A 22,299-nucleotide genomic window follows, 5' to 3' on the forward strand; every position below is an offset into this window, starting at 1 on the left:
ATCTCTTAATGGTTTAAAAAAAAAGTATCTTAATGGTTCAATTAAAAATTTATAAAGTGAATATTTCAAAATCCATATTAACCTTCATTTTTGTTTTTTTCTTTTTCATTTCAAATGGGCAAATTCTACCTGTACGTTTAACAACAGAAATGGCCGAAAACCCATTAGCAGTTGTGGAGAATCAGCCGAAATTTAGCTGGCAATTGGTTTCAAAAGAATCCAATGCATCGCAAGTTGCTTATTTGATTTTAGTAGCTTCATCAGAAGAAAAATTGAACAATGACGATGGAGATATTTGGAACAGCGGAAGAGTTAATACCGACAAAAACCTGCATATTGTTTATAGCGGAAAACCATTAAAAAGTGAAACCAAATATTTCTGGAAAGTGAAAGTTTGGAACCAAGCGGGAAAAGTTTCAAAATGGAGTAGAAATGCCTCTTTCAGAACCGCTCCATTAGAATCCGATTTAAATCCAACTTGGATTGGTGCGATTACAAAAGCAGATAGCCATTTGCCAGAAGGCAGAAACTACCACACTGCCACTTTCAACAGAGAAAAAAAGATGTCCTTTATCAATGCTTCCGACTCTTTGGCACGCAGAAGTATTATGTTGCGTAAGCCTTTCGAAGTAGAAAAAGTAGTCAAAGAAGCTGTTGTTTATATTTCAGGTTTAGGACATTACGAATTAACCATCAACGGGAAAAAAGTGGGTAACAGTCAATTTGCACCTTTATGGACCGATTACGATAAAACGGTTAATTACAATGTTTACGAATTAAGTGCAAAAGATTTTCAAAAAGGCGATAACGTAATTGGCGTTCTTTTAGGAAACGGAATGTACAACACGCTTGCCGAAAGATATACCAAATTCTTCGTAAGTTTTGGTCCGCCGACTTTATTCTTTAAAATGAAAATCAAGTATAATGATGGTTCAGAAGAAATTATAAAATCAGATAGAACTTGGAAATACAGCAAAAGTCCGATTACCTATAACAGTATTTTTGGTGGAGAAGATTACAATGCCAGTTTAGAACAAAAAGGCTGGAATAAAAAAGGTTTTAAAGATAGAGATTGGAAAAAAGTAGTCATTCAGGAAGCACCAAAAGGAGTTCTTAGACCACAGACAGCACCGCCGGTTACGATTCAGAAACAATACGAAGTGAAAACCGTAAAAGAACTGAAACCAAATTTCTATGTTTTTGATATGGGACAGAATCTTTCAGGATTTCCAACCATCAAAGTAAAAGGAAAAAGAGGACAAACGATTCGTGTTTGGGTTGCTGAAGGATTAAATGAAGAAGGCACAATTGCTCAAGGAAGATCTGGAAAACCATATTATTACGATTATACTTTAAAAGGAGACGGAACAGAAGAATGGACGCCAAAATTTAGTTTCTACGGTTATCAATATGTTCAAATTGAAAATATCAATTATAAGGAAGATAAAAATAAAGAGCTTCCAACTTTGGTTGATTTAAAATCGAATTTCATTTACAATTCGGCAGGAGAAGCAGGAAGTTTTGCTTGTTCGAATGAAATTTTCAACAAAACACACGAACTCATAAATAATTCGATTAAAAGTAACTTTCAAAGTGTTTTTACCGATTGTCCGCAACGTGAAAAGTTAGGTTGGCTGGAAGAAATTCAGTTGAATGGACCTGGATTAATGTTCAATTATAACTTGCAGACTTTCCTTCCAGCAACGATGCAGAATATTTCTGATTCACAAAGAGACAATGGTTTAATTCCGACAATAGTTCCAGAATATGTAATTTTTGGAGGCGATTTTACCGATTCTCCAGAATGGGGTGTTACAGGAGTAATTCTGCCTTGGATGTATTATGAATATTACGGAGATGCTTCATTATTAGAAAAATATTTTCCTGTAATGAAAAACTATGTGGATTATTTAGGAACGAAAGCAACAAACCATATCGTTTCACATGGATTAGGTGATTGGTACGATTACGGAACACATCCTGCGGGATATTCTAAAAATAGTCCGATCGCGCTTTCTGCGACTTCGCACTATTATTATGGAGCTTATTTAGTAGCAAAAGCATCAAAATTACTAGGTAAAACCGAAGATTTTGAGAAATACAATACATTGGCTTCTGAGATTAAAACGGCTTTCAACAAAGAATTTTTTAACGAAGAAACCAAACAATACGGAACAAACAGCCAGTTTAGCAATGCTGTTCCGATTTTTATGGATATTGTGGAGCCTCAGTATAAAGAAGCTGTAATGCAGAATTTACTAGCAGATATCAAAGAAAAAGGAGATCGTTTGACAACGGGAGATGTCGGAAATCGTTACTTATTTCAGACTTTGGCAAGAAATGGCGAAAACGAAACCATGTACAGAATGCACAATCATTACGATGCGCCGGGTTATGGTTTTCAGATTAAATTTGGCTTGACCACTTTAACGGAACAATGGGATCCTAGAAAAGGAAATTCGTGGAATCACTTTATGTTAGGACAGATCGAAGAATGGTTTTATCAAAGTTTAGCCGGAATTATGTCTGATCCTGAAAAACCGGGATTCAAACATTTCTTTATTCAGCCAGAAGTGGTCGGCGATATGACTTTCGCGAAAGCGGACTATCAATCGGTTTACGGAAAAATTGCTTCTTCTTGGGAAAAGAAAGATGGTAAATTTATTTTGACAGTTCAGATTCCAGTAAATACAACAGCGACAGTAAAATTACCGGTTGCTAAAAATTCAGAAATAAAAATGGATGGCAAGAGATTTAAGACAGGTTTTGATGAAAAAGCTCAAAAGCCAGTTTTGGAATTAGGATCTGGAATTTATACAATAGAATGTCAATTGTAGTTATGAGTTATGAGTTATGAGTTATGAGTTATGAGTTATGAGTTATGAGTTATGAGTTATGAGTTATGAGTTATGAATTGTAATTAAACTCGAAAAAGTAGAAAAAATCAATTGCCTACAGCTTTAGCTGGGGGTTTAAAATAAAGCAAGTCACAAGGTTTTAGCCAAATGAATAAGTTCGGCTAAAGCCAATTTTAGAAATTAATTTGTTTTCCTCCAGCTAAAGCAGGAGGCAAATCAAAAAAAATGTAATAATGAAAAGAATAAAATACATCTTCTTAGTTTCCATTTTTGCTTTGACATTTGCCAATGCGCAAAGTACTTCTGATACTAATTTTAGAAAGCCAGTATCAGAAACATTGAAAAAAATAGAAACTCTTTTTAGTGTAACGATCAACGACGACAGAGGTTTATTAAAAGGAAAAGAACTGGATTATGCCGATTGGAGAATTGAACCTGGAAATCTGCCACTTTCGCTGACTAATATTCTAGCGCCGTTTGAATTGATGTATTTTAAACAACCCGACGGAACCTACATTATACGCAAGTATGAAAACCATAAAGTTTCAGTAGATAAAGGAAAGGAACGCTTGTTTTACTTAGAAAGCCTTTATTCGACGAAAGAACAATGGGAGAAACGCAAAACGGAGTTAAAAGCTTGTATGATTGCATCATTTGGTTTGGATAAGGCGCCCCCTACACCGAAGTCTAAACCACTTTTAACTCCAAAGAGAATTTACAAAGATTATAGTGTTGAAAATATAGCTTTGGAAATTTTACCAGGGGTTTACGCAACGGGTTCGATTTATAAACCGTATCCGCTAAATAAAAAAGCAGCTGTTATTCTAACTCCAGACGGACATTTTGGTGATGGAAGATATAGAAAAGACGAGCAATACAGATGTGCGATGATGGCTAAAATGGGCGCAATCGTTGTTGCCTATGATTTATTTGCTTGGGGAGAATCGTTATTGCAATTTCCTGAAGAAACGCACAGAAACAGCATTGCATCGACAGTTCAAGTATTGACAGGAATTCGTTTCTTGGATTATCTAGCAACCGTTAAAAATGCGGATATGACAAGAGTTGGCGTTACAGGAGGTTCTGGCGGAGGATCACACACGATGTTTCTAGCAGCAATTGATGACCGAGTAAAAGTTTCAGCTCCAGTTGTAATGGTTTCGTCTCACTTTTCAGGCGGATGTCCATGCGAAAGCGGACGCGGAATCCACTTATGCGGAAATGGAACAAACAACGCTGAAATTTCAGCAATGATGGCTCCAAAACCGCAATTGATCGTTTCGGATGGAAAAGACTGGACGTTGGCAGTTCCTGAATTGGAGTTTCCGTTCATTCAAAGAACTTATGAATTATACGGCAAGAAAGATTTGGTAGAAAATGCTCATTTTGCAAAAGAAGGACACGATTTCGGAATCTCGAAACGTATGGCTTTGTATCCGTTTATGGCGAAATATTTAAACTTAGATTTGAATAAAGTAAAGAATGACAAAGGTGAAATCGATGAATCGACTTGTGTAATTGAACCAAAAGAAAAGTTGTTGGTTTTTGGAGATAAAGGAGAAAAACTGCCGAAAAATGCTTTAAAAGACATCAACAAATTATATGAAATGTTCGGAGAAAAAAATCTGAAAGTTTACGAGGTTAAGAAGTAATAGAGTTTGCTACTAATTTCACGAATTGGCACGAATTATTTTTTTTGCCACAGATTAAAAAGATTTACACAGATTATTTAATTAAAAAAGAAATCCAAATAATCCTTTTAATCTGTGGCAAAATAAATTAGAGAAATTGAAATAAAAATTAAAAAGAAATTAGTGCGATTTGTGTAATTCGTGGCGAAAAAAAAATATACTATGAAGTTAAAAAGTAAAATGACGGCTATTTGTTTTGGAATTTTTTCCTTGACAACAACAGCTCAAACCGACCTAAAATTATGGTACGATAAACCCGCATCCATCTGGAATGAAGCTCTACCTTTGGGTAACGGACGTTTAGGCGCAATGGTCTTTGGAGATCCAGTAGTTGAGCGTTTGCAGTTGAACGAAGAAACTATTTGGGCAGGTTCTCCAAACAGCAATGCACATAATAAATCTATTAAAGCACTTCCAATTGTTCGTCAGTTAATTTTTGATGGAAAGTTTGATGAAGCGCAGGATTTGGCAACGCAGGATATTATGTCGCAAACCAATGATGGAATGCCGTATCAGACTTTTGGAAGCGTTTATATTTCATTTAACGGACATCAAAAATATACCGATTATTATCGTGATTTAGACATTAGCAATGCTACAGCAAAAGTAAAATACAAAGTAAATGGTGTTGAATTTACAAGAGAAATTCTAACCGCATTTTCAGATCAGGTTATTGTAGTGAAACTTTCTGCTAGTCAGCCAGGACAGATTACTTGTAACGTTTTCATGAACAGTCCGATTGATAAAACGATGGCTTCGACAGAAGGAAACCAGATTATACTTTCGGGAGTTGGAACTAATTTTGAAGGCGTAAAAGGGAAAGTAAAATTTCAAGGACGATTAACGGCTAAAAACAAAGGTGGAGAGATCGATGCCAGCAACGGCGTTTTAAGCATCAACAAAGCCGATGAAGTAACTTTATACATTTCGATTGCAACCAACTTTAAAAATTATCAAGATATTTCGGGAGATGAAATTGCAAAAAGTAAAGATTATTTGGCTAAAGCCGAAGTAAAAGATTTTGAAACTATAAAGAAAGCCCATGTTGATTATTACCAAAAATTCTTCAACAGAGTTTCTTTAGATTTAGGTTCGAATGAATTGACTAAGAAACCAACAAACGAAAGAATCAGAGATTTTTCGAAACAATTTGACCCGCAATTGGCGAGTTTGTATTTCCAATTTGGACGTTATCTTTTAATTTCAAGTTCGCAACCAGGAGGACAGCCAGCCAATTTACAGGGAATTTGGAATGATATGGTCACTCCGCCTTGGGACAGTAAATACACGACCAACATCAATGCCGAAATGAATTATTGGCCGGCACAAGTAACTAACTTACAGGAAATGCACGAACCTTTTGTGCAAATGGCAAAAGAGTTGGCTGTAACAGGCGCAGAAACGGCAAAAACAATGTATAATGCCAGCGGATGGGTTTTGCATCATAACACTGATATTTGGCGAGTTACCGCTCCGGTAGATTCAGCTGCTTCGGGAATGTGGCCGACTGGCGGTGCGTGGGTTTGTCAAGATTTGTGGGAAAGATATTTATACACTGGAGATAGAAAATATTTAGCAGAAATTTATCCAATCATGAAAGGCGCTGCTGATTTCTTTTTGGATTTTATGGTGATAGATCCAAACACAAAATATTTAGTTGTTGTTCCTTCAAGTTCTCCCGAAAACACACACGCAGGCGGAACTGGAAAATCTACAATTGCATCAGGAACAACAATGGATAATCAGCTGGTTTTTGATTTGTTTACGCATGTTATCGAAGCTTCGGCATTGGTTTCGCCAGATGCTGCTTATGTAAAAAAAGTAAGCGATGCTTTGGTAAAAATGCCTCCAATGAAAGTAGGTAAACACAATCAGTTGCAGGAATGGCAGGACGATTGGGACAATCCGAAAGACAATCATAGACACGTTTCGCATTTGTACGGATTGTATCCAAGCAATCAGATTTCGGCAATAAAAACACCCGAATTATTTGAAACTGCTAAACAATCCTTGATTTACAGAACAGACGAATCTACAGGCTGGTCAATGGGATGGAAAGTAAATTTATGGGCGAGATTATTAGATGGAAATCACGCTTACAAATTGATTCAGGATCAATTGCATTTGGTAACAGCGGATCAAAGAAAAGGAGGCGGAACATATCCGAATATGTTAGATGCGCATCAGCCTTTTCAAATTGACGGAAATTTTGGATGTACAGCCGGTTTCGCCGAAATGTTAATGCAGAGTCAGGAAGATGCGATTCATTTACTGCCAGCTTTGCCAAGCGTTTGGAAAGATGGAAGCATAAAAGGGTTAGTGGCAAGAGGTGGATTTGTAATCGATATGACATGGAAAAACAATAAAGTTTCGGAGTTAAAAATCTATTCGAAAATTGGAGGAAACTGCCGATTAAAAGTTGAGAATACGCTGAAAGGTTCTTCGCTTAAAAAAGCAAAAGGAAAGAATCCGAATCCGTTGTTTTACGATGTAGAAGTGAAGAAACCGATTATTTCTAAAGAAGCAAAACTGCCTAAAGTACAATTGCCAACGTACAATATTTACGATGTGAATATGAAAGCAGGGCAGACTTATACTTTTACTGGGAATTAAAATAATGAATTAAACCTGTCAGGTCTCGATACGTTTCCTGCAAGGTTTTCAAAACCTTGTAGGTATAAATCATTAAAGTTTGCGAGTGACACCTACAAGGTTTTGAAAACCTTACAGGAGTAGTAAACCTTGAAAGAGTGGTAAAACGTAGAGGTCTCTTGCGTGAGTGATGGAAGTGGAGCTCTCCCGATTTTTCATCGGGAAGCGGGAACGGACAGCACGACCCGGAGGGACACGCCCAAAGAATTAGTTTTAAAATAATAATTAGAATATGTTACAACATTTCAAACATAAAATAATAATACTTTCAGTTGTCGTTGCTTGTATAAACAGTGGTTGCAAATCGACTGTGGAACATTCACAAAAAGGAAAATCGGTTATTTTAAAAGAAAAAAGCTTCAAACATTATGTGGATTATTTCAACAAAATGGAAGATGAAAATTTGAAGTTTGCAATTCCGAATGACAGCGCTTGGGCTTGGATGGAAAAGAATATTCCGTTGTTTGAATGTCCACAGCAGAATTTTGAGGAAATCTATTATTTCAGATGGTGGAGCGTTCGAAAACATATTAAGAATACACCACAGGGATTTGCAATTACAGAGTTTTTGGTAGATCGTTCGTATGCCGATAAATACAATATGATTAGTTGTGCTTTGGGGCATCATATCAACGAATTCAGATGGGTTCATGACCCGAAATACATTGAACAGGATGTGAAACTTTGGTACCGAGGAAATGATGGAAAACCAATGAACAAATTGTATAAATTCAGCAGTTGGACGGCTGATGCTTTGTACAATCGTTATTTGGTGAATAAAGATGAAAAATTCTTATTGGATTTGTATCCAGACATGGTTACGGATTATGCCGTTTGGGAAAAAGACCGTCAGCGTAAAGATGGTTTGTTTTGGCAACATGATGTGAAAGATGGAATGGAAGAATCCTTAAGTGGAGGACGAAAAGTGCAAAACGCAAGACCAACGATTAACAGTTATATGTATGGTAACGCTATAGCAATTTCTAAAATGGCTGAATTGAAAGGTGATAAGGAAACAGAAAACAAATTCAAAGCTAAAGCTGACGTTTTACAACAATTAGTCGAAACCAAATTATGGAATTCTAAAAGTGAGTTCTTTGAAACTTTAACAGAAAAAGATACTTTAGCACAAGTTCGAGAAGCAATCGGATTTATTCCGTGGTATTTTAATCTTCCAGAGCAAAATAAAGGATTTGAAAAAGCTTGGGAACAAATTAAAGATGAAAAAGGATTTTCAGCTCCGTTTGGTTTGACAACGGCCGAAAGGAGAAGTCCAAGATTTAGAACACACGGAACAGGAACGTGCGAATGGGACGGCGCGATTTGGCCATTTGCAAGTTCGCAGACTTTAACGGCTTTGGCGAATGTTTTGAATAATTACAATCAGGATTTTGTAGCCAAACCCGATTATTTCAAACAAATGGAATTGTATGTTCAATCACAATATTATAGAGGAAAACCTTATCTTGGCGAGTATTTGGATGAAACAACAGGTTATTGGTTAATGGGCGACAGAGAAAGAAGCCGTTACTACAATCACTCGACTTTTAATGATTTAGTGATTACGGGTTTGGTTGGTTTACGTCCGAGAGCTGATGAAAAGATTGAAGTGAATCCGTTGATTCCGCAAGAAAAATGGGATTGGTTTTGTCTGGATAATGTTCTATATCATGGCAATATTATTACCATTCTTTGGGATAAAACAGGAGAAAAATATAAAACAGGAAAAGGTTTTAGAATCTTTAAAAACGGAAAAGAAATTGCGGTTTCTGAGAAATTGGAGAAGTTAGTTTCTGAATAATTTTAAGCCCAACAGTTTTTAAAGTTTGTCAGGTTTAGAAGACAAAATTGATTTAGTAAAGAATAAAATTTGGAAAAAACAGTATTAAACTATTCAATCAAAGGTGGTGTATCTCATATTGTATGGAATATGGTATTTGTGGTTTTAGGGATTTACTTTTTATCACTTATAAATGTTGAAAAATTTACATTTAAATTTAGCAATTTAATATTACCAATTGTCGCTGTTTTGTTTATCATCGTTTATGGAAAAAAAGCGGTAATGACGCTCTTTAATTTTCATAAAAAAATAATATTCTCACAAGAAGGATTAGAACTTAATGAGATTTCTTATGAATGGAAAGATATTGTATTTCCAAGAGTTATCGTCAAAACAGAACATACAGCAAAGTACAATTTGTCATACAAGGAGTTTTACCTCACTTTTGTTTATAAGCAGAAAACGATCGAAATAAAAATAGATGATTACGATGTATCTGAAAATGAAATTAAAGAACTTCTAAAAAAATATACTCCCAAGTTTATACCAAGCACTATGAGCGAAAATAAAACGGTTTACCAACCTATACATGATTTTGACCAGATCATCACTCTAGATGAATATTACGATCTTGAATATGAGGAATCTGAAGAAGCCATTAAAGACATTCAGAAATTGGCGGTAAAAGATCTAGAGGCGGTAAAGCGTTTTTGTGAAAACAATATTTATGCACAGCCTGATAAAGTTAGGTTTGTCTATTATGCATTGAGTGAGGATGAAGATCTTGATAAATGGGCAGATTTTCTTTCAGATGAATTCAGAAGAGTTTACCAAATAGGAGTAGAGCAAAATAAAGTTAAGGAACTTTCTTCTGTTATTAATGAGATAATAGTCGAGACAATAGATTCTTATCCTGCAGAAAGAGTTAGAGAAATACTATTAAAGGGTTTAGATCATAAAGAATTTGAAACTCGTTTAAACGCATTAGAATTTCTTCCTGATTGGATTGATGAACAGGTTTTAAAGGCTAATCCATCTATAGTATCGAAGCTGAGACAAAAGCTAAAAGATCCAGAATGGAAAATACGATGGGAAACAAGTAAGTTATTGGAGCAAAATAAAGTTGCTTTTGAGAGTTTAAGCACATTGGATAAATTAAGACGATTTATAAATCCTTAATATTTGTAGAATTGTTCTCATTTTTGTCATTTCGACGTAAGGAGAAATCTTCGTAAGAAGCTCGACAAAGATTAGATTATTGTTACGGAGTTACTTGCGAAGATTTCTCCTTACGTCGAAATGACAATACTTTGTCTATAAATAAAAAACAAAAAGACCTAACAGGTTTTTGAAACCTGTTAGGAGAAAAAATAATACCATGAAAAAGTTTTTTTTACATCTTACTTTAATCATTTCACTTTTCACAATTTCGGCGAAAGCCCAAAACAAAATCATTGTGAGTGATTTAAAATGCGAAATGCTAACAAATCCAGAAGGAATTGACGTTTTACAGCCAAGATTAAGCTGGAAAATAAAAGCGGAGGTAAACGATGTAAAACAAACTAATTATCAAATTTTAGCGTCTTCGTCTTTAGAAAAACTAAATGCAGGAAACGCAGATTTATGGGACAGTGGAAAGGTACAAAGCGACGAATCTGTAAATGTAATTTATAACGGAAAAAAACTAAAAGACCGACAAGATGTTTATTGGAAAGTAACGATTTTTACCAATAAAGGAGAAATTCAATCAAAAGAAACAGCACATTTCAGCATCGGAATTTTAACTTATGCCGACTGGAAATCGACTCGTTGGATTGGGTATGAGAAAACTTCTCCAGGAGATGGTATTTCGCAGTATTCGCGATTATCAGCCAGATATTTAAGAAAAGAAATCGACTTAAAAAAGAAAATCAAAAGTGCCAAGGTTTATATCATGGGAATGGGCTTGTATGAGTTATACATTAACGGAAATAAAATTGGAGATCAGGTTTTAGCTCCCGTTCCTACAGATTATACGAAGAATGTAAAATACAATGTTTTTGATGTGACTTCGCAATTGCAGGAAGGAAAAAATGTGTTGGGAACGATTTTAGGAAACGGACGTTTTTTTACGATGCGTCAAGATTACAAACCTTATAAAATCAAGACTTTTGGGTATCCAAAAATGGCTTTGCAGTTGTTTGTAGAATATACTGATGGAAGCAAAGAAGTTATTCGCACTGATGATACTTGGAAAATCACAACTGACGGTCCGATTTTATCGAACAATGAATACGATGGCGAAGAATATGATGCCCGTAAAGAAATGAAAGGCTGGAATACTATTAATTTCAATGATAAAAAATGGCTTTCGGCAGAATATGTTCAGGAACCAGGCGGATTCTACGAAGGACAGATGTCGGCGAATATGAAGATAAAACGCGAAGTAAAACCTATTTCGATCAAACAAACATCAAAAGGAACTTATATCTTGGATATGGGGCAAAATATGGTGGGCTGGCTACAATTGAAAGTAAAAGGAAATGCGGGCGACAAAATCACCATGAAATTTGCTGAATCTTTACAGCCAGATGGTTCGTTATATATTGCCAATTTACGTGATGCCAAAACAACTGATATTTATACGTTAAAGGGTGAAGGCGAAGAAGTTTGGGAACCTCGTTTTATTTTTCACGGATTTCGATTTGTGGAAATTTCAGGTTTCAAAACTAAACCGACTTTAGAAAATTTCGTTGGAAAAGTCGTTTATGATGACATTGCCACAACAGGAACTTTTGATTCTTCGAACCCAATTATGAATCAGATTTTTAAGAATGCTTGGTGGGGAATCAGCGGTAATTATAAAGGAATGCCTATCGATTGTCCGCAACGAAATGAGCGTCAGCCTTGGTTGGGGGACAGAACAACTGGAGCTTACGGAGAAAGTTTCTTATTTGATAATCAGACGTTATATGCAAAATGGTTAGATGATATTAAAAACTCACAAACTATCGATGGTGGAATTCCAGATGTAGCGCCTGCTTTCTGGCGTTATTATGGTGATAATGTAACTTGGCCGGGAACTTATATTACAGTTGCTGATATGCTGTATCAACAATTTGGCGATAAGAAAGTTGTTGAAAAACAATATCCGTCTATGAAAAAATGGATGGATTACATGGAAGAAAACTATTTGGTTGATGATATCATGACCAAAGACAAATACGGCGATTGGTGTGTTCCGCCTGAATCTTTGAAATTAATCCGTTCGAAAGATCCTTCTCGTTTAACGGACGGCGAATTGATTTCGAGTGCGTTTTATTATCAGCTTTTAAATATCATGAAAAAGTTTGCTGTGATTGCAAATGCGCAAAATGACATTAAACATTATGACGAATTAGCTTCAAGAATCAAAAAAGCATTCAACGCTAAATACTTTAATCCATCAAAAAATAATTATGCCAATAATACCGTAACAGCGAATTTACTGCCTTTGACTTTCGGAATGGTTCCAGAAGAATTACAGCAAAAAGTTTTCGAAAATCTGGTACACGAAGTAGAGGTGACTAAAAACGGTCACGTAAGTACTGGGGTTATTGGAACCCAGTTTTTAATGCGAACATTAACCAATTTTGGTCGTGGAGATTTGGCTTTCAAATTGGCCTCAAACAAAACCTATCCAAGCTGGGGTTATATGGTCGAAAACGGTGCCACAACCATTTGGGAACTTTGGAATGGAAATACTGCCGATCCAGCAATGAATTCGCAAAATCACGTGATGCTTTTAGGCGATTTATTGATTTGGTATTACGAGAATATGGCGGGAATCAAAAGCAATCCTGAAACTCCAGGTTTCAAACAAATTATTATGAAACCAGATTTTAATGCTGAATTGACTTATGTAAATGCTTCATACGAATCGATTTACGGGACAATAAAAAGTGACTGGAAAAAAGATAAAAAAGCTTTGGTTTGGAATATTACGATTCCAGCTAATACTTCTGCAATTGTGTGTCTTCCTGCGACTGATGTTTCAACTATTTCTATCAATAAACAGAAGCTGGATAAGACTTCTTATACTTATTCTGTAGAAAAAAATCAAATAATTGTCACACTTTCGTCAGGAAATTTTGCTATTAGCGTTAAATAATCTGCATTTTTAATAATTCGGGACAGTACAGGATACATTGTTAATTTTTTGGTGTTATTTTTACACTTATTAAATATTTTTACCTAAAAAAATGTTAGGTATGTATTTATAGTCAAAAAAAATAATTCATAATTTAATTAAGAATGAAGTTAGCAAAATTAGCATTTGTCTTGTTTGGACTTTTCCTTTTAGGAAGTTGTAAATCGGCTTTAGAGAAAAAGACTTGGAAAGAAGGAATTTTAGTAGATGAATTTATTTATGATAAAGCACCTTATCCGTCTTGCCACGCCGTTACAATTGTCGAAGCTACAAATGGTGATTTAGTTGCCTCATGGTTTGGTGGAACTCACGAAAGACACCCAGATGTTTGCATTTATGTGGCCATTAAACCAAAAGGGAGTGATAAATGGGGAGAAGGTGTAAAAGTTGCCGATGGTGTGATGAAAGAAGGGCCGAGATTACCAACTTGGAACCCAGTTTTATATCAAATTCCGGGAGGCGATTTAATGTTATTCTACAAAATAGGACCAAAACCATCAGAATGGTGGGGCGTAATCAGAACTTCATCTGATGGTGGAAAAACATGGTCTGAGGCTCAAAAAATGCCAGACGGTTTCTTAGGGCCAATCAAAAATAAACCAGTTTTATTAAGCAACGGAACTTTATTATGTCCGTCAAGTATTGAAGGCGACGGCTGGAGACTTCGTATGGAATCTACTCCAGATTTCGGAAAAACTTGGGTAATGGGCGATACGCTTCCAAGAGGAAAACAAAAAATCAATGCAATTCAGCCAAGTATTTTGTTTCATAAAGACGGAAGTGTTCAAGCTATCGGAAGAACTAGAAACAGAGCTATTTTCAGCACATTCTCAAAAGATAACGGAAAAACTTGGTCGGATGTAGAGTTAATCGGACTTCCAAATAACAACTCAGGAACTGATGCTGTAACGCTTAAAGACGGAAGGCATTTGTTAGTATACAATCACGTTCTTCCTCCTGGAAAAGAAGCAAAAGGACCAAGAACGCCTTTAAATGTTTCTGTTTCTAAAGACGGAATCCATTGGAATGCGGCTTTAGTTTTAGAAGATTCAAAAATCAGCCAATATTCTTATCCTTCAATTATTCAAAGTTCAGACGGAATGGTTCATATCGTGTACACTTGGAGAAGAGAAAAACTGAAATATGTAAAAATCGATCCAAGCAAATTAGTGGCGCTTCCAATTAAAAACGGAATCTGGCCAGGTGACGAAGGAAAAGTGGTAACGGCAGTAAAAGCCGAAGAAGAGTAATAAAGATATAGCCACAGATTAAAAGGATTAAATGGATTAAAAAAATCTGCTCAATCTGCCAAATCTGCGTGAAAAAAAATACTCTCGCAGATTTGGCAGATTATGGAGATTGATTAGAAAAAAAATCATTTTAATCCTTTTAATCTGTGACAAAAAAAATATAACCATGAAATCTAAAAGAAATTTATTTATTGCAATGCTAGTTGTTATGTCAACGACATTCAATAGCTGTGCAACGGCTCAGTCTTCCAAAAAACAAAAATATAAAGTGGCTGTTTGTGACTGGATGATTTTAAAAAGACAAAAATTTGGTGCTTTCGGTTTGGCAGCTGAAATAAAAGCTGACGGAATCGAACTGGATATGGGAGGTTTAGGAAATAGACCAACATTTGACAGCAAATTGGGCGACCCAGTTGAAAGACAAAAATTCTTAGATAAATCAAAAGAAACTGGCGTTGGAATCAGCTCAATTGCGATGTCTGGATTTTATGCACAGTCTTTTGCGACAAGAGAAATAACGCCAATGATTACCGATTGTATTCAGGCCATGAAAAACATGAAGGTAAAAGTGGCTTATCTTCCGTTAGGAACACAAACCGATTTGGTTAAAAATCCGGAATTACGTCCAGAAGTAATTAAAAGACTGCAATGGGCAGGAAAAGAAGTCGGTAAAATCGGTGGAGTAATTGCGATTGAAACCTCTTTGGACGCGACAGAGGAGAAAAAACTTTTAGACGAAGTTGGCTCAAAATATATTAAAAGCTCTTTCAATTTTGCGAATGCTTTAGATAATAAAAGAGATATTTCTTCGGAATTAAAGATCTTAGGAAAGAAATATGTAGCTCAAATTCACGCTTCGAATACCGATCAGTTTTGGTTAGAAAATGACAAAGCGATCGACATGCCAAAAATCAAACAGACTTTGGATGAAATGAAATGGAGCGGATGGCTAATTGTAGAGCGTTCTCGCGACGTAACGCAAGTACATAATGTAAAAGCCAATTATGGAGCAAACGTAGCTTATTTGAAGAAGATTTTCCAGAATTAAACAATAAACAGTGATCAATATGTAATCGTTAAACAACACAATTTTTCACTATAAATCTGCGTGATTTTTTTTACGCAGATTTTATTCTCATTTTTTGTCATCCCGAGGAACGAGGGATCTCCACAAGTAACTCTACAAAGATTGATAATTACAGTGTTGAGCTACTTGTGGAGATTTCTCCTTCGTCGAAATGACAAACTAGATGGGAATTTTTAATGAATAAAATTAAAATACTATGAAATATTTACAATTACTTTTTTTATGTCTTTATGTCTCTTTTGCGACAGCGCAGAACATCACCGTTGTGAGTGATCCGAGTTCGCCAAGAACAAAATTTGGAGCAGAGAAATTATCAGAAACCCTTTCAGCAAAAGGATTCAGTGTAACTTCTTCTGATAAATTCAAAAAATCAAAAGATAAAGTAATTGTAATTGGAGAAAAAGGAACCGATTTCTGGAAGAAAAATGCTAAAAGCGCTAAAATCGACGATAGCAAATTAACCAAGAAAGAAGGTTTTCAGATTCGTACTCAAAATAATGTAATTTACATTGAAGGAACAGATGCTTCAGGAGCTTTATATGGTGCTTTAGAATTAACAGATAAAATTAAAGCTTCAGGAAAACTTCCTTCAGAAATTAATATTGACGATAGTCCAGAAATGGTTTTGAGAGGCGCTTGTATCGGAATGCAGAAACCAGTTTATCTTCCAGGACGAGATGTTTACGAATATCCATATACGCCAGAAACTTTTCCTTGGTTTTATGATAAAGCTTTATGGATAAAGTATTTGGATATGCTGGTAGAAAACCGCATGAACTCTTTGTATTTATGGAACGGACACCCGTTTGCTTCTTTGGTGAAACTAAAAGAATATCCATTTGCAGTTGAAGTTAGTGATGAAGATTTCAAAAAGAACGAAGAAATCTATAAATTCTTAACGGTTGAAGCCAACAAAAGAGGAATCTGGGTCATTCAGATGTTTTATAATATTATTGTTTCTAAGCCTTTTGCAGAGCATTACAATATTAAAACACAAGATCGTTCAAGACCTATTACGCCTTTATTGTCAGATTATACTAGAAAATCTATTGCAGCTTTTATCGAAAAATATCCAAATGTTGGATTAATGGTTTGTTTGGGAGAAGCAATCAATACCGTTGATGATGATGTAGAATGGTTTACCAAAACTATTATTCCGGGTGTTCGTGACGGTTTACAAGCATTAGGAAAAACAGAAGAACCGCCGATTATTTTGCGTTCTCACGATACGGACGGGCCTTTGGTGATGGAAAAATCACTTCCGTTATACAAAAACTTATATACAGAAAGTAAATATACAGGAGAATCTTTAACGACTTACACGCCGGGAGGACCTTGGGGAGAAACGCACAAACAATTGAGTGCCCTTAAATCAATTCATATTGAAAACGTTCATATTTTGGCTAATTTAGAACCTTTTAGATACGGTTCGCCAGATTTTATCCAGAAAACGGTAAAAGCGATGCACAGCGTTCACGGAGCAAATGCACTGCATTTATATCCGCAAGCTTCGTATTGGGATTGGCCTTACTCTGCGGATAAAACGAAATCAGGAGAACGTTTATTAGAAATGGATCGTGACTGGATTTGGTACAAAGCTTGGGCAAGATATGCTTGGGATAGCAAAAGAGATCGAAACGAAGAAGTTAAATTCTGGGATAATGATTTAGCTGCGAAATTCGGAACGAGTCAGGAAGCTGCAAATAACATTTTAAAAGCGTACGAAGAAACAGGAGAAATTGCTCCAAAAACATTAAGACGTTTCGGAATCACAGAAGGAAACCGTCAAACCTTATTGTTAGGAATGTTCGAAAGTCAATTGGTAAATCCTTCCAAATGGAGAGTATATCCTGGATTCCATGAATCTTGTGGACCAGCGGGCGAATTGCTTTTAGAATATGCTAAAAAAGAGTGGAATAAAGAACCGCATTCGGGCGAACTTCCAACGCAGATTATTGCTGAAATTACAGAACACGGAAGATTAGCTGTTGAAGCAATAGATAAAGCAGAAGCCAGCGTAACCAAAGACAAAGAAGAATTTGAACGCCTTAAAAATGATATGCATGCTTATAAGGCTTTCGCCGATTTTTTCTCAGAAAAAGTAAAAGCAGCTTTATTGGTTTTAAGATACAGTTATTCAAATGATATTACCGACTTAGACAAAGCTTTGCCTCATTTAGAAAAAAGTATTGAGTATTATGAGTTATTGGTAAAACTAACAAAAGATACGTACTATTATGCCAACAGTATGCAGACTGCTCAACGCCGAATCCCGATTGGAGGAGACGATGGAAACAACAAAACTTGGGCAGAATTGTTACCGCATTATGAGCGTGAATTGGCTAATTTTAAAAGAAATCTAGAGAAGCTAAAATCTTCTAAAGATGGTAAAATAGAAACCAAAGAAGGTAAACCTTGGAAATCAGCAGAAGTAACTTTTATAGATGAAAAACCAGGAACGTATCTAGTAAAAACGGGTACAAAAGTTTACGGAACAGATATTTCTGAATTAACTAAAATTGCTCCTGAACTTCAAAACCTAAGAGGATTCTCATTTGTAGAAAACGATCAAAACGAAAAAGGAACACATTTGAAGTTTAGAAATACAAAAGCGGTTAAATTAGTGGTGGGTTATTTCAATTCAGATCAAAAGAGATTTTTATTGCCGCCAAGTTTGGAGACAGATGCAGCAGGAAATGCGCACGGTCAAGCCGAAGTAATTCTGGCAAGTGCAATGAATTTAAAAGATTTGCCTCGTGTAAACATTCATACGTATACGTTCCAGCCGGGCGAGAATAAATTAGATTTAGGAAAAGGAAAAGTATTGATTTTAGGTTTCATCGACGCAGATCAAACTATATCACCACGCGATGTTGGATATATCGATGCAGGAGAAAAAGCAGCTATTGACTGGTTGTTTTATTAAGAATGATTTGGGCGTGCCCCTTCGGGTCGGGCTGTACGTTCCTGCTTTTTTTGAGGCGAAGAAAAATCGCCTCAAAAAAGAGCTCCACTGCCATCCCTCACGCAAACTCGTAGTTAATTTAGAACTAACAGGTTTTCAAAACCTGTTAGGTTTAGTGTCAAAGAAACATATGCGTTTCCTGCAAGGTTTTCAAAACCTTGTAGGTATTCTAAATGAACGTTAAAAAGTAAACCTACAAGGTTTTGAAAACCTTGCAGGAAATAGAAAATATGAATAGAATAGTTTTTTTTATTTTTTGTTTTTTTTCAAGCCTTTGCTTTGTTTGGAGTCAGAGCAAAGATTTAGGGAAGTTTCGTAAAGAAATTTCGCTGAATTCGTCTTGGGAAACCGTAATACTGGATAATCTTCCGCTGAAAGAAGAAGATTTTGTAGAAAATCCAAAAACTGATTCCAATTGGCAAAAGGTTAGTGTGCCTCACAATTGGGATCAGTATTATGGTTTCAGAAGAACAAAACATGGAAATTTACATGGTACCGCTTGGTACAAAAAAACACTAAAACTCGATAAGAAAGACAGTTCAAAACAGCATTTTCTCTATTTTGAAGGTGTAAGTTCTTATGCAACTGTTTGGGTAAATGGTAAAAAAGTAGGAGAGCACAAAGGCGGAAGAACTACTTTCACCTTAGACATTACAAAAGCAGTTTCTTTCAACAAAGAAAATATCATTTTAGTAAAAGCAGCGCATCCCTCTTTTATTGCAGATCTTCCTTGGGTTTGCGGAGGTTGTTCAGGAGAATGGGGATTTTCAGAAGGTTCTCAGCCAATGGGGATTTTCAGGCCAGTTTCTTTGGTAATTACAAATGATGTTAGAATTCAGCCGTTTGGTGTTCATATCTGGAATGACAAATCGGTTTCAAAACAAAAAGCGATTCTTCATACCACTACAGAAATCAAGAATTACAGCACTTCACAACGAAATTTAACTGTCGAAAATATCCTTCTAGATGCTTCAGGAAAGAAAGTTGCTATCAATAAAAGCGATAACAAAATCAATTCGGGAGAAACAAAGGAAATAGCATTGACACTTCCTGAGATTCAGAATCCTAAATTATGGTCGCCATCTAATCCATATTTGTATAATTTGGTTACTTCAGTTTACGAAAATGGGAAAATAATCGATCAGTTAACAACGCCTTACGGAATTCGTTGGGTAAGTTGGCCAGTTAGCCGTGACGGAAAAGACAATCGCTTTTTTATTAATGATGAACCAGTCTTTATAAATGGCGTTTGCGAATACGAACATTTGATTGGAAAAAGTCATTCGTTTTCAGACGAAATGATTCATTCCAGAATCGAACAGATAAAAGCAGGCGGATTTAATGCTTTTAGAGAAGCGCATCAGCCTCATAATTTATTATATCAAAAGGAATTAGACGAAAACGGAATCTTGTTTTGGAGCCAGTTTTCAGCACATATTTGGTACGATACGTCTGAGTTTAAAGAAAACTTCAAAACGCTTTTACGAGAATGGATCAAGGAACGAAGAAACAGTCCATCTGTAGTAATGTGGGGATTGCAGAATGAAAGCACGATTCCGAAAGAATTTGCAGAAGAATGCACTCAGATTATCCGCGAAATGGATCCGTTATCAGCATCGCAAAGAATCGTAACAACTTGTAATGGAGGAGAAGGAACAGATTGGAATGTCGTTCAAAACTGGTCGGGAACGTATGGCGGAGATCCGTTAAAATACCATCTGGAAATGACTACTCAGTTATTAAACGGAGAATACGGCGCATGGCGTTCAGCCGATTTGCATACAGAAGGCGAGTTTGACCAAAAAGGAACTTTAAGCGAAAACCGTTTTTCTCAATTAATGGAAATTAAAGTTAGAGAAGCTGAATCGGTAAAAGATAAAATTGCGGGACAGTTTAATTGGCTTTTTGCTTCGCATGAAAATCCGGGGCGAGTGCAAAACGGAGAAGGTTTTAGAGACATTGACAAAGTTGGTCCAGTAAATTATAAAGGACTTTTTACCATTTGGGGCGAGCCTTTGGATGCATTTTATATGTATCGAGCCAATTATGTTTCGAACAAAATCAATCCGATGGTTTATATTGTTTCGCATACGTGGCCAAGCCGTTGGGAAAAACCGGGAATCAAAAACGGAATCGATATTTACTCGAATTGTGATGAAGTAGAATTGTTTAATGATGTCAATAAAGCTTCACTTGGAAAACTAAAAAATCCAGGAATTGGACAGCATTTTCAGTTTAATAATATCAATATTCAGTACAATGTTTTATATGCTGTTGGGTATGTAAACGGAAAAGCGGTTGCTAAAGATTATATCGTTTTAAATAACTTTCCAAAAGCACCAAATTTTGATGCTTTAACGTCTGAGAAAAAGGATATAACAAAAGCTCAAAAAGGTTATAATTACATTTATAGAGTAAATTGTGGTGGTTCTGAATTGACAGATTCTGCTGGAAATACTTGGTTAACGGATACTCATAAGAACGGACAAAATACTTGGGGCTCTTTATCTTGGACAGATAATTTTGAAAAACTTCCAGACTTTTTTGCCAGTCAAAGAACAACTTTCGACCCAATAAACGGAACAAAAGATCCTGAGTTATTTCAAAGTTTTAGATACGGAGTTGATAAACTACGTTACGAATTTCCTGCTCCAGACGGAGAATATTTAGTCGAATTATATTTCACAGAATCTTGGTACGGAACTGGCGGTGGTTTAGACTGCAAAGGCTGGCGATTGTTTGACGTTGCCATCAACGATAATGTTGTTTTAAAAGATTTCGATATTTGGGCAGAAGCTGGACATGATAACGCTTTGAAAAAGACCTTTAAAGTAAAAAGTACAAACGGCAAAATTGTTATTTCCTTCCCAAATGTAAAAGCTTCACAAGCGATTATTTCTGCCATTGCGATTGCAACAAAAGACATTCATGCAAGACCAGCGTCAGAATCTTCAAAAAACATTCAAAATCTGGTTTTAGATTCTTATGATAAAACCAACAGAGTAGCTTCATGGCTGGATATTAATTCAAAACAATATTCTGATTCTGATGTTGTTTTTACCGAATTGCCTTCAGAGGTTTTTGGAGCAGATTATTTACAGTTTTCATCTAATTCTAAAAATAAAGGATCGTTTATAGCTAAAGAAGATTCAGAATTATATCTTTTTATAGGTAATAAAAGTTTGAATATAGAGCGATTTTCTGAATATAAAAAGTTAGAAGAAAAAGTTAAAAATAGCAGTCAAACCGAATTTGTGGTTTTCACTAAAAAAGTGAAGAAAGGCGAGAAAGTTCTGTTTGATAATTCAGAAACTATAAACACAATTGCAGTGGTTCCAACTTACGACATGGGCGAAAAAGACGATTCGAGACCAGTTGTAATTATCGAAGCCGAAAAGACAAAAACAACGGGAACAGGAATCGAAAAAGGAAATTTGAAAAAAGCTGACTATATAGAGTTCACAAAAAAGACAAACAATAGCATTGAGTTTGAAGTAAAACCTGGAGTTGCCGGAATTTATTTAATGCGTTTCCGTTTTATGAACCGAAATGAAACACCATTAAAAGTCAAATTCAAAATGGAAGATGCCTACGGAATTTTAATGAGAAATGATACAATTGAATTTTTTCCTTCTCCAGAAAAATGGAAGATTTTAAATACGACTTCTGGTGGTTATATTAACGCAGGAACGTATAAAATAACATTGGAAGGAGATGATTTGAAGGGATTAATGCTGGATAATTTTGAATTTCAGTGATTTTATGAGGTTCAAAGGGTCAGAGGTACAAAGTTGCATAGGTGAAAAGGTACAAAGGTTTATCTGGTTTGTCAGGCTGAGCGGAGTCGA

At 35.7% G+C, this 22,299-nt stretch carries 10 protein-coding genes; all 10 read left to right on the forward strand.

Translation table 11 applies throughout. The features are described from left to right. The first annotated feature begins 56 nt into the window (after positions 1-56). The 10 genes from AC1Q5Z_RS14955 (at position 57) to AC1Q5Z_RS15000 (ending at position 22,209) form a co-directional block, all read left to right on the forward strand. Positions 57-2,837 (forward strand): glycoside hydrolase family 78 protein, encoded by a 2,781-nt coding sequence (locus AC1Q5Z_RS14955; RefSeq protein WP_492445806.1) that lies wholly within the window; start codon positions 57-59, stop codon positions 2,835-2,837. Positions 2,838-3,091: 254 nt separating this feature from the next. Beyond that, on the forward strand, positions 3,092-4,510 hold the full coding sequence (locus tag AC1Q5Z_RS14960) for an acetylxylan esterase (protein WP_492445640.1): 1,419 nt from the start codon (positions 3,092-3,094) through the stop codon (positions 4,508-4,510). Positions 4,511-4,711: 201 nt separating this feature from the next. Further along, positions 4,712-7,162: a glycoside hydrolase family 95 protein gene (locus tag AC1Q5Z_RS14965; protein ID WP_492445642.1), complete on the forward strand. Its 2,451-nt coding sequence runs from the start codon at positions 4,712-4,714 to the stop codon at positions 7,160-7,162. A gap of 349 nt (positions 7,163-7,511) precedes the next feature. Further along, positions 7,512-9,002 (forward strand): MGH1-like glycoside hydrolase domain-containing protein, encoded by a 1,491-nt coding sequence (locus AC1Q5Z_RS14970; RefSeq protein ID WP_492445643.1) that lies wholly within the window; start codon positions 7,512-7,514, stop codon positions 9,000-9,002. 69 nt (positions 9,003-9,071) lie between these two features. Next, complete coding sequence (locus tag AC1Q5Z_RS14975) at positions 9,072-10,160, forward strand: HEAT repeat domain-containing protein (protein ID WP_492445645.1); 1,089 nt, start codon at positions 9,072-9,074, stop codon at positions 10,158-10,160. A gap of 199 nt (positions 10,161-10,359) precedes the next feature. Continuing rightward, on the forward strand, positions 10,360-13,110 hold the full coding sequence (locus tag AC1Q5Z_RS14980; RefSeq protein WP_492445646.1) for a glycoside hydrolase family 78 protein: 2,751 nt from the start codon (positions 10,360-10,362) through the stop codon (positions 13,108-13,110). Between the two features lie 143 nt (positions 13,111-13,253). Continuing rightward, a complete protein-coding gene (locus tag AC1Q5Z_RS14985) occupies positions 13,254-14,399 on the forward strand; it encodes a sialidase family protein (RefSeq protein ID WP_492445648.1) in 1,146 nt (381 codons plus the stop codon). Between the two features lie 166 nt (positions 14,400-14,565). Continuing rightward, positions 14,566-15,447: a sugar phosphate isomerase/epimerase family protein gene (locus AC1Q5Z_RS14990; RefSeq protein WP_492445650.1), complete on the forward strand. Its 882-nt coding sequence runs from the start codon at positions 14,566-14,568 to the stop codon at positions 15,445-15,447. 235 nt (positions 15,448-15,682) lie between these two features. Continuing rightward, entirely contained in the window at positions 15,683-18,412 is a 2,730-nt protein-coding gene (locus tag AC1Q5Z_RS14995; RefSeq protein ID WP_492445652.1) for an alpha-d-galacturonidase, read from the forward strand. 269 nt (positions 18,413-18,681) lie between these two features. Next, a complete protein-coding gene (locus tag AC1Q5Z_RS15000; protein WP_492445654.1) occupies positions 18,682-22,209 on the forward strand; it encodes a malectin domain-containing carbohydrate-binding protein in 3,528 nt (1,175 codons plus the stop codon). Positions 22,210-22,299: the final 90 nt, after the last annotated feature.

The sequence above is a fragment of the Flavobacterium sp. GW823-FHT06G12 genome (genome assembly GCF_058794775.1).

What these genes read in the sequence shown, in the direction of transcription:
- AC1Q5Z_RS14960 (WP_492445640.1), top strand. Translation starts at nt 3,092, where the DNA reads ATGAAAAGAATAAAATACATCTTCTTAGTTTCCATTTTTGCTTTGACA.
- AC1Q5Z_RS14965 (WP_492445642.1), top strand. Translation starts at nt 4,712, where the DNA reads ATGAAGTTAAAAAGTAAAATGACGGCTATTTGTTTTGGAATTTTTTCC.
- AC1Q5Z_RS14980 (WP_492445646.1), top strand. Translation starts at nt 10,360, where the DNA reads ATGAAAAAGTTTTTTTTACATCTTACTTTAATCATTTCACTTTTCACA.
- AC1Q5Z_RS14985 (WP_492445648.1), top strand. Translation starts at nt 13,254, where the DNA reads ATGAAGTTAGCAAAATTAGCATTTGTCTTGTTTGGACTTTTCCTTTTA.
- AC1Q5Z_RS14990 (WP_492445650.1), top strand. Translation starts at nt 14,566, where the DNA reads ATGAAATCTAAAAGAAATTTATTTATTGCAATGCTAGTTGTTATGTCA.
- AC1Q5Z_RS14995 (WP_492445652.1), top strand. Translation starts at nt 15,683, where the DNA reads ATGAAATATTTACAATTACTTTTTTTATGTCTTTATGTCTCTTTTGCG.
- AC1Q5Z_RS15000 (WP_492445654.1), top strand. Translation starts at nt 18,682, where the DNA reads ATGAATAGAATAGTTTTTTTTATTTTTTGTTTTTTTTCAAGCCTTTGC.